This window comes from Microbacterium sp., assembly GCF_049661145.1.
In the GTDB taxonomy this organism is placed as follows: domain Bacteria; phylum Actinomycetota; class Actinomycetes; order Actinomycetales; family Microbacteriaceae; genus Microbacterium.
Map to the genome: position 1 here is coordinate 1 of NZ_JBASZT010000133.1, position 9,564 is coordinate 9,564.

At 69.5% G+C, this 9,564-nt stretch carries 10 protein-coding genes; 2 read left to right on the plus strand and 8 right to left on the minus strand.

Features of this window, described 5'->3' with window-relative positions:
• Nucleotides 1-225: 225 nt before the first annotated feature.
• From WBP48_RS05865 to WBP48_RS05885, 5 genes are all read right to left on the minus strand, one after another.
• Nucleotides 226-1,146 (minus strand): DNA-methyltransferase, encoded by a 921-nt coding sequence (locus tag WBP48_RS05865; RefSeq protein ID WP_424437481.1) that lies wholly within the window; start codon nucleotides 1,144-1,146, stop codon nucleotides 226-228.
• Nucleotides 1,125-2,174 carry a lipoate--protein ligase family protein gene (locus WBP48_RS05870; protein ID WP_424437484.1) on the minus strand — a complete coding sequence of 350 codons (1,050 nt, stop codon included), beginning with the start codon at nucleotides 2,172-2,174 and terminating at the stop codon, nucleotides 1,125-1,127. Before WBP48_RS05870 ends, WBP48_RS05865 begins: the two co-directional genes overlap by 22 nt.
• Nucleotides 2,175-2,241: 67 nt before the next feature.
• Nucleotides 2,242-2,577 (minus strand): type II toxin-antitoxin system PemK/MazF family toxin, encoded by a 336-nt coding sequence (locus tag WBP48_RS05875; protein WP_424437487.1) that lies wholly within the window; start codon nucleotides 2,575-2,577, stop codon nucleotides 2,242-2,244.
• Entirely contained in the window at nucleotides 2,574-2,774 is a 201-nt protein-coding gene (locus WBP48_RS05880) for a hypothetical protein (protein WP_424437490.1), read from the minus strand. The genes WBP48_RS05875 and WBP48_RS05880 overlap by 4 nt, the downstream gene beginning before the upstream one ends.
• 66 nt (nucleotides 2,775-2,840) lie before the next feature.
• On the minus strand, nucleotides 2,841-3,710 hold the full coding sequence (locus tag WBP48_RS05885) for an alpha/beta hydrolase (protein ID WP_424437493.1): 870 nt from the start codon (nucleotides 3,708-3,710) through the stop codon (nucleotides 2,841-2,843).
• Between the two features lie 80 nt (nucleotides 3,711-3,790).
• Between WBP48_RS05885 and WBP48_RS05890 the strand changes: the two genes are divergently transcribed.
• Together WBP48_RS05890 and WBP48_RS05895 are read left to right on the plus strand one after the other, a co-directional pair.
• Nucleotides 3,791-4,231, plus strand: coding sequence for a MarR family winged helix-turn-helix transcriptional regulator (locus WBP48_RS05890; protein ID WP_424437496.1), 441 nt, complete (start codon nucleotides 3,791-3,793; stop codon nucleotides 4,229-4,231).
• Nucleotides 4,232-4,242: 11 nt separating this feature from the next.
• The gene (locus WBP48_RS05895; protein WP_424437499.1) at nucleotides 4,243-5,571 is read left to right on the plus strand and encodes an MFS transporter; all 1,329 of its coding nucleotides are present in this window, start codon (nucleotides 4,243-4,245) and stop codon (nucleotides 5,569-5,571) included.
• 129 nt (nucleotides 5,572-5,700) lie between these two features.
• Here WBP48_RS05895 and WBP48_RS05900 read toward each other — a convergent pair whose 3' ends face one another.
• Genes WBP48_RS05900 through WBP48_RS05910 form a run of 3 tightly spaced genes read right to left on the minus strand, consistent with a single transcriptional unit; the run spans nucleotide 5,701 to nucleotide 9,286 of the window.
• A complete protein-coding gene (locus WBP48_RS05900) occupies nucleotides 5,701-6,546 on the minus strand; it encodes a transglutaminase family protein (protein WP_424437502.1) in 846 nt (281 codons plus the stop codon).
• On the minus strand, nucleotides 6,543-7,475 hold the full coding sequence (locus WBP48_RS05905) for an alpha-E domain-containing protein (RefSeq protein ID WP_424437505.1): 933 nt from the start codon (nucleotides 7,473-7,475) through the stop codon (nucleotides 6,543-6,545). Before WBP48_RS05905 ends, WBP48_RS05900 begins: the two co-directional genes overlap by 4 nt.
• Nucleotides 7,469-9,286 (minus strand): circularly permuted type 2 ATP-grasp protein, encoded by a 1,818-nt coding sequence (locus WBP48_RS05910; protein ID WP_424437508.1) that lies wholly within the window; start codon nucleotides 9,284-9,286, stop codon nucleotides 7,469-7,471. The genes WBP48_RS05905 and WBP48_RS05910 overlap by 7 nt, the downstream gene beginning before the upstream one ends.
• Nucleotides 9,287-9,564: the final 278 nt, after the last annotated feature.

Sequence of the window (9,564 nt, forward strand, 5' to 3'; positions counted from 1 at the left end):
GGTTCGCACTCGTGAAGTAACTGGGCTCGCGGGCGCCGGGCGCCGGGCGCCGGGCGCCGGGCGCCGGGCGCGTTCGCGCGGTCGAAAGTGGCTCACGCGGTCGAAAGAGCAGCAGCGCGAGCCACAATCAGCAGCGCGAGCCACAACCGGCAGCGCGAGCCGAGCGGATGCCGAGGGCGCAATGACCGTGCGGAGGCTGCGCACACGCCAGTGACTGCGCGCCCGTCACAGCACCTGTGCCCCCGGCATCCGTCGGCGCATGACCTCGATCGCTTCGGGATTGTCGTCCACGAGCACGGCGTCGCGGCCCAATGCTGCGGCGACCGCGCCGGTGGTGCCGCTGCCGGCGAACAGGTCGAGCACCCGATCGCCGGGCCGCGACGACGCCTGCACGATTCGGCGGAGAATGCCCTCGGGTTTCTGCGTCGGGTAGCCGGTCTTCTCCCGGCCGTTCGTCGGCACGATCGTGTGCCACCACACGTCGGTGGGGAGCTTGCCGCGCGCGGCCTTCTCGGGTGTCACCAGCCCCGGGGCCATGTAGGGCTCGCGGTCTACCGCATCCGAGTCGAACCAGTACCGCGCCGGGTCCTTGACGTACACCAGGATCGTGTCGTGCTTGGTCGGCCAGCGCCGCCGGCTCTTCGCGCCGTAGTCGTATGCCCAGATCAGCTCGTTGAGGAAGCACTCGCGCCCGAAGAGCGCGTCGAGCAGCACTTTCGCGTAGTGCGCCTCGCGGTAGTCGAGGTGCAGGTACAGCGTGCCGTCGTCGGTCAGCAGCCGCCAGGCCCCGCGCAGCCTCGCCTCCAGGAAGTCCCAGTAGTCGTCGAAGCGGTCGTCGTACCGCCGCAGGTCGCCGCGCAGCCGCGCGTAGCTCGTGCCGCGGAAGCCGGTCTTGACCTCGCCCTGTCCCGGACTCCTCCAATCCGGCGCCGAAACGGCCGGTTCCGACTGTTCGGACGCCTGGTCGCGGGACGTTGGAGGAGTTCGGGACGCCGACTCGACGGCACGCGTCCGCGAGCGCCCGGTGTTGAACGGCGGATCGAGGTAGACCAGGGTGAAGGATGCCGACGGCAGCCCCGCCGCGACGACGAGACTGTCGCCCTGGTGGATCGTGACCGAGCCGGTCACGGCACCCGGTGCAGCCACGCGTCCGTCGCGAACTTCGACGCCACGAGCGCCTCGGCCTCGGCGTACTCCTCGTCGGTGATGTGGCCGGGCTCGGCGGCGTACAGCTTGGTGAAGGTCTCGACGAACCGCGCGATGATCGCCTCGCGCGGCAGCCCCGTCTGGCTGCGGAGCGGATCGACGCGCTTCGCCGCCGACGTCGTCCCCTTGTCCGACAGCTTCTCGCGGCCGATCCGCAGCACCTCGGTCATGACCTGACCGTCCATGTCGTACGACAGCGTCGCGTGGTGCAGCACCCCGCCGTTCGCCAGCCGCTTCTGCGCGGCTCCGCCGATCTTGCCGCTCGGCGACGCGATGTCGTTCAGCGGCTGATACACCGCGTCGACACCGAGCGAGCGCAGCGCTTGCAGCGCCCAATCATCGAGGAAGGCGTACGAGTCCGCGAACGTCATCCCCGCGACGAGGGATGCCGGCACATACAGCGAATAGGTCACGATCGAGTTCGCCGCCATGAGCATCGCGCCCCCGCCCGAGATGCGCCGCACGATCTCGAACCCGTGCCGCGCCGCGCCCTCGGCATCCACTTCGTTGCGGACGGACTGGAACGAGCCGATGATGACGGCCGACGTGTCCCACTCCCAGATTCTCATCGTGGGCTTGCGACGGCCGTCGCCGACGCGCGCGGTGAGCACCTCGTCGAGGGCGAGGTTCATGCGGGGCGAGACGGCCTTCTCGTGCACGACCTCCCACTCGAAGTCGCTCCAGCCGGGGGCGGTCACGAGCGCGCGGCGCACCGCCGTCCCGACCGACTCCGGCGTGAATCCCAGCAGGTGCGCGTCGTCGGGGAGGGCCGCGCGCACCGCCGCCGCGATGCCCGAGGCATCCGTCTCCACCGGCAGCCCGGTGACGGCGGCGTCGATGTCGGCGAGGGCGTCGTCGGGTTCGAGGAAGAAATCCCCGGCGAGGTGGAAGTCGGCGATCTTGCCGTCCCGCACCTCGAGATCGACGACGACGAGCTTGCCGCCCGGGACTTTGTACTCACCGTGCATGACTCCAGCGTAGAGCCGGCCGCGCAGCGGCCGTATCGAAATCTCACCTCGAGCCGGGCAAGCCGTATCAGCCGCGAAAGAGCGAGGGATAGATGCCGAGGTAGTGGCCGAGGGCATCCTCCACCTGAGTGAGCTCATCGCGTGCAAGATAGTCGACAGGGTCACCGACAACATAGTCCGCGTCGATGGAACGCACCTGGTCGATGAGCACCCGGGTGGGGCGCCCGGCAATGTCGATCTCGGGCCGGTGCAGCGACGCACCCGCTGAGGTCGAGGTCGGTACCACCGTAACGACGGACAGCGGTGAGTCCGACGGGGAGACGACGATGCCGAACCGTTTGCCGCCCTGTTCGTGCCCCCGTGGCCTGCCCAGCTCGATGCGGTACACCGCGCCACGGATCACCAGGCGTCGGCCTCGTCGTTCAGATTCTCGTTCGCGAGTCGCTCCGCATCTGCGCGGAACTGCATCAGCCACCGTTCGTGATCGAGAAGACGCAAGGCTCTGCGCAGCGTCTCGGATGTGCTCTCGCCGGGACGGGCGGCTTCCTTCAGGATGCGCTCATCGTCGCGTGTCGGACGGAAACCAATGGATGCGGCCATTGTGCCATGGTAGGTTCTGTCTGACAAATGTACAACAGAGCTCTCAACCTCGAACCTCCGCGCGCATCACTCCCGGACCGGAAAGCGCGCGTCGAGCCAGGCGAGCAGATCGGCGAACACCGCGGCGGCCATGGTCTCGTTGAAGATCTCGTGCCGGGCGCCCGGATACACGAGCGTCGTGACATCGGTGAGCCCGGAGCGGGTCCGGTAGGCGTCCGCGAGCCGGTGGACACCGCGGGGGCCACCGACCGTATCGTCGCGGCCGACCATGAGCAGCAGCGGCAGATCAACCCCGAGGTCCTTGCGCGGCTTGCCGAGCAGCCGCAGCACGTCGCGGATGCCGAACAGCTTCGGCAGCGTCGTCGTGGTCGTCAACGGGTCGTCGAGAAACGCCCGGCCAACGGTCAGATCCGATGCGAGCCACTCGACACCCAGGGCGTCGGGCGCCTGCCACGGCTTGTTGAGGTCGCCAGAGTTCAGCGAGCCCGGCCAGCGCAGCGACGATCCGCTCAGCACGACGGCGTCGAACGCCTCGGGGTGGTCGTTCACGAGGATCTGCGTCAGGAACGACCCCCACGAGTGTCCGATGATCACGAGCGGCAGGTCGGGATTCTCATCGCGGATCAGCCGCGTGAACTGCCACACCGCCGCGACGGCGGCGCGGTGCCCACCGGGCCCCAGACGCCCGAGCTTCGTCGCGTCTCCCGCCCACTGCGCCATCCCGGTGCGCCCATGGCCGCGATGATCGTCGGCGTACACCGTGAAGCCGGCATCCGTCAGCCTCGCGATCAGCGCACCGTACCTGCCGGCGTGCTCGCCGACGCCGTGCAGCAACTGCACGATACCGCGCGGCTCGGCGCACGCCGGGTGCACGTCGTAGAAGATGCGGATGCCGTGGTCATCGGTGAACGAGCGCTCCTGCGCGGCGACGGTCATGAGCACACGCTAGCGGTCAGCGTCCGTTGAGATGGCGACGATTTACTTAGCACAGCTAATAAGCTATGCTAACTAACTGTATGGACGATACCAGCAACCCCCTCGATCTGACCGCCGATGCCTCCGCGCTGCGCATGGCGACGTTCCGCCTCGCCCGACGGCTGCGCTCGCAGCGCGCCGTCGACAGCATGAGCGACGGGCAGTTCGCCGTGCTCGCCGCCCTCTCGGTGCACGGCGCCCACACTCTGGGCGAACTCGCCGACCGCGAACGCGTCTCGGCGCCGTCGATGAACCGCACGGTCAACTGCCTCGAAGAGTCGGGCTACCTCACGCGCACTCCTGACGCCGACGACCGCCGCAAGGTCAACATCGCCCTCACCGACGCCGGCCGCGCGGTCGTCACCGAGACGGTGCGGCGGCGCGACTCATGGCTGGAGCAGGCGCTCGCCGAACTCACGCCCGCCCAACGGCAGCTGCTGCACGACGCCGCCGAGCTGATGCGAGGGGTGGCAGCACGATGAGGATGCCGGCGATGTTCCGCTCGCTGGGCCTGTACAACTACCGCATCTGGTTCCTCGGCGCCCTGGTCTCCAACATCGGCGGCTGGATGCAGACCACCGCGCAGGACTGGGTCGTCCTCACCGGGCTCACCGACAACGATGCGACGGCCATGGGCTTCACGATGGCGCTGCAGTTCGGTCCGCCGCTGCTGCTCGTGAGTCTCACCGGCTGGGTCGCCGACCGCTTCGATCGACGGCGCCTGCTCATGGTCACGCAGTCGGCGCTCATGCTCCTGGGCATCGGGGCCGGCGTGCTGCTGCTGACGGGCATCATGACGCTGCCCCTGATGTTCTGCTTCGCGTTCGCCTTCGGCGTCGCCAACGCGTTCGACGCGCCGGCGCGACAGGCCTTCGTCTCCGACATCGTGGTTCGCGAGAACGCATCCAATGCCATCGCGCTGAACTCGGCATCCTTCAATATGGCGCGCCTGATCGGCCCGGCGGTCGGTGGCGTGCTCATCGTGCTCGTCGGCACGGGGTGGGTGTTCCTCGTCAACGCGCTGACGTTCGTCGCGATGATCGCGGCGCTGCTCGCGATGCGTACCGGCGAGTTGGTGCCGCGCGTGCGCTCGACGGGTGCCCAGCGCCTGGCCGACGGGTTCCGCTACGTCGCGGGTCGCGCCGACCTCGTCGTCGTGTTCGTCATGGTGTTCCTCATCGGGGCGTTCGGCATGAACTTCCCCATCTTCGCCTCGACGATGGCCCTGGAGTTCGGACAGCAGGCCGACGGCTACGGACTGCTCAGTTCGGTGCTGGCGATCGGATCGCTCACCGGAGCCCTCCTGGCGGCGCGCCGCGACCGCGCGCGCATGCGCGTGGTGGTCATCGCGACCGGGGCGTTCGGACTCGCGGCGCTCGTGTCCTCGCTCATGCCCGCCTACGGCCTGTACGCCCTGACGCTCGTGCTCGTCGGATTCTCGACAGTCACGATCCTCACGACCGCGAACGGGTACGTGCAGACGACGACGGCGCCGGCGCTGCGCGGACGCGTCATGGCGCTGTACATGGCCGTCCTCATGGGAGCCACCCCGGTCGGCGCGCCCATCGTGGGATGGGTCGCGACGGCGTTCGGACCCCGCATGGCGATCGTCGTCGGCGCCAGCGCGGGCTTCGTCGCGTTCGGGATCGGGCTCGTGTGGATGCTGGCGAGCGGCCGGCTGCACGGCGACCCGGACCGCCGCTTCCGGCTGCAGGTCGACGAGACCCTGCCCATCTCGCTGCTCGCGCCCGAGGAGTTCAGCGATCAGGTCGCCGCCACCACCCCCATCGGCCTCCCCGAGCCCGCCCGCGCGCGGCCCTGAGCGCCGGGGCGCGCTGTGGGCGCGGCGCCCCGGCGGCGGTCACGTCTGCAACCGGGATTCGGCAGTCACTTGAGCACAGTCTGCCGGGCTCGCACTGTGCACAAGTGACTGCCGAACGGCGGACGAGGCTTACGCCTCGCGAGTAATCGTTACCTTGACGTGCAGGTCACCCTTGTGCGGGCCGGCGTACACGCCGCGCAGCGGCGGGACGTCATTGTAGTCACGGCCGCGGCCGACGAGCACGTGCCGGTCGCCGATCTCGATTCCGTTCGTCGGGTCAAAACCCTGCCAGTCGCCGGCGAACCACTCGATCCACGCGTGCGACTCCCCCCGCGTCGGCACCCCGATCTCGGCGTGCTCGCCGGGGTGCAGGTACCCCGACACGTAGCGCGCGGGGATGCCCACCTCCCGTAGCGCCCCCAACGTGATGTGAGTGATGTCCTGGCACACGCCCTTGCGCGCGGTCCATGCCTCGGCGCCGGTCGAGTGCACTCCGGTGATCCCGGGCATGTATTCGACCGCGTCGCCGATCGCCGTCGCGATGGCGTGGGCCGCGCGAGCGGGCGTCGGATGCTGACTCGCCAACGATCGGGCGATCTCGGCGACCTCGGGGTGCGGCGCCGTCCGCGCCGACTGCCCGAGCATCTCGACCGTCGTGACCGCGCGACCCGCCTCGGCGCCGAGGCGCTCCCAGCCGAGATCGGAGAACTCCAGCGGGCGACGGCGCACCTCGACGAGGGACCGCGCGGTGATCACGAGCGCCGCGTGCCCGGCGAGCACGTCGAACGCCGCGACGCGCGTGCCGAAGTAGTCGACGTAGTAGTTCACGCTCGTGGACGGCTCGATGTCGAGCTGCGAACTGAGCACGAACTGGGTGTCGGTGGACGTCGGCAGCATCCGCGCCTCGTTGTACGACGCGCCGACCGCGCCCTGGTACGTGAAGCCGGTGGCGTGCTCGATGCGGAGCCGTCTCATGAGGTCTCTCCGATCCAGCTCGGCTCGGTGTGGGTCGGGAAGAACCTTCCGCGGATCGCCTCGGACGCCTCGCGCGTCACCTTCTGCACCTGCTCCATGTGCTCGGGCAGGTCGCGCAGGATCTCGGCGATGGGACGGTACTCCAGGTCGTTGCGGATGCGGCCGAGCGCCCGTAGCACCGTATTCGAGTGCCCGACACGGTCGGCGACGGGATCGATGGCGCTCATGCAGTTCTCGGCCTCGGCGATCGAGTGGATGATCGAGCGGGGGAACAGCCGGTCCAGCAGCAGGAACTCCGCCGCGTTGGACGCGCTCGGCATCCCCCGGTACGTGCGCAGGTACGCCTCGTAGGCGCCGCACGAGCGGAGGATGGTGGTCCACGACGGGCCGGATGCCTCGGTCAGCGCTCGTGTCGCGAGCAGCCGCGCCGTCATGTCGGTGCGCTCGATCGAGCGGCCGAGTGTGAGGAACTGCCAGGCCTCGTCATGGCTCGTGGACGAGTCGGTGATGCCGACCGCGAGCGCCGAGCGCTCGCGCACCCACTGGAAGAACTCGTGCACCTTCTCGTTGTGCAGGCGCCGCGGCATCCGCGAGTTGGTGGTGTTGAGGGTCTCCCACAGTTCGGTCGAGACGATCTCGCGCGCCCGCCGGGCGTTCTCGCGCGCCGCGTGGAGCGCGTAGGCGATGCTCGACGGGTTGTTGCGGTCGACGGCGAGGCTCGTGAGCACGTCGGATCGGGTGACCCGCTCGGCATCCTCCGGGGGGAACGAACCCATGACGCCCATGAGCGAGCGGCACGCGGTGTCCTCGTCGATCCAGGGGTCCTCCAGCAGCAGCTGAAGGTGCACGTCGAGGATGCGGGCCGTCCCGTCGGCCCGCACGATGTAGCGCCCGATCCAGAAGAGCGACTCGGCGATGCGGCTCAGCATGACGCCCCCTCCTCTCCGCGAGCCGCTACGTTTCGACCGAACCGCCACGATTCGCCCGTGCGGAACGTAGCGGCTCGGTCGGAAGATAGCGGCTCGGCGACGGAGGGCGAGGAAGAGCCGGGGGCGGATGCCGCGGCATCCGGGGTCTGCCGCGCTTGCTGCTGCTGCTCCTGCTGCTCGCGCGAGGTGCGCGGGCGGTCGTGGGGCGAGTGCGCCTGCTCGCCCTGCGGGTCGTAGATGATGTTGATCGCCTCCGTCACCGACGCCTGGTCGGCGACGAGGCCCGCGAGGCCGCCGGAGGTCTGCACGGCATAGTCGCGGCGCCACGGCGCCTCACCGCCGACGATCCAGGTGTCCTTCGACCCGCCGCCCTGGGACGAGTTCACGACGAGCTGGCCCTCGGGGAGCGCGACGCGCGTGAGGCCGCCGGGCAGCACCCACACCTCGTCGCCGTTGTTGACCGCGAAAGGCCGCAGGTCGGCGTGGCGCGGGCGCATCCCGTCCTCGACGAGCGTCGGGATCGTCGAGAGCATGACGACGGGTTGCGCGATCCAGCCGCGGGGGTCGCGGATGAGCTTCTTGCGGAGCTTCTCGAGCTCGGCGGCAGACGCGTCGGGGCCGACCACGAGACCCTTGCCGCCCGAGCCGTCGACGGGCTTGACGACGAGCTCATCGAGGCGGTCGAGCACTTCCTCCAGCGCCGCCGGCTCCTCGAGGCGCCACGTGTCGACGTTCTTGAGGATGGGTTCCTCGGACAGGTAGTACCGGATCAGGTCGGGCACGTACGTGTACAGCAGCTTGTCGTCGGCGACGCCGTTGCCGACGGCGTTGGCGATCGTCACGTTGCCGAGGCGCGCGGCGAGCATGAGGCCGGGCGCGCCCAGCATCGAGTCGGCACGGAACTGCAGCGGATCGAGGAAGTCGTCGTCGACTCGGCGATAGATCACGTCGACGCGCTTGGGGCCGCGCGTCGTGCGCATGAACACCTTGCCACCCATGCACTGCAGGTCGCGACCCTCGACGAGCTCGACACCCATCAGCCGCGCCAGCAGGGTGTGCTCGAAGTATGCCGAGTTGTAGACGCCGGGCGTGAGCACGACGACGTTCGGGTCGTCGATTCCCGGCGGGGCCGAGGCGCGCAGCGCCTGCAGCAGCTTGTTGGGGTAGTCGCCGACCGGACGCACGTGCATCGAGACGAACAGCTCGGGAAGGGTCTGCGCCATGACGCGGCGGTTCGAGATGACGTAACTGACGCCGGAGGGTACCCGTACGTTGTCCTCGAGTACGCGCATCTCGCCGTGCTCGTCGCGGATGAGGTCGATGCCCGCGACCTGAATGCGCACGCCGTTGGCGGCGCGGATGCCGGCCGCCTGACGGTAGAAGTACTGCGAGCTCGCGATGAGGCCGGCGGGCAGCACGCCGTCGCGCACGCAGTGCTGGTGACCATACGCATCGTCGAGGAACGCCTCGAGAGCGCGCACCCGCTGCTTCACGCCCTTCTCGACGCGCGACCACTCGTCGTACTCGATGATCCGCGGCACCGCGTCGAGCGGGAACGGTCGCTCCTCGCCCGCGAAGTCGAACGTGACGCCTTGCGCCAGGTAGGAGCTCGCGAGCGAATCGGTGCGGCCGCGCAACTCGGTCTGCGTCATCCGCGCGAGCGCGTGGTAGAGCTCGCGGTACGCGTCGCGCGACTCGACGGCGGCCCCGGCATCCACGGGAGCGGCGAACATCTCGTCGAACGGCGGCACACCCGCAGCGGTCTTACGCGGCGTCAGCGTTGAACCGTAGCCGTCGAACAGGTCACCCATGCCGATGAGCCTAGTGCGGACCGTGTTTCGTGAATATGACGGATGCCGGGTACCGCGCCCCTCTCACCCCCGCGCAGCCCGCGCGCCCGTCCCGCGCGTCGAGCGCGCCGGTTGTGCGCGAGTCCGCCGGTTACGAACCGCCCAGGAGCGGCGGACTCGGCAACAACCGGCGCACTCGCCGCCGGGCGCGGGGCGAACCGGGGCGGACCGGGGCGGACCGGCGACAACCGGCGACGACTGACGTAGCCTGTCGCCATGCGGAGCCGATGGGCACGTAC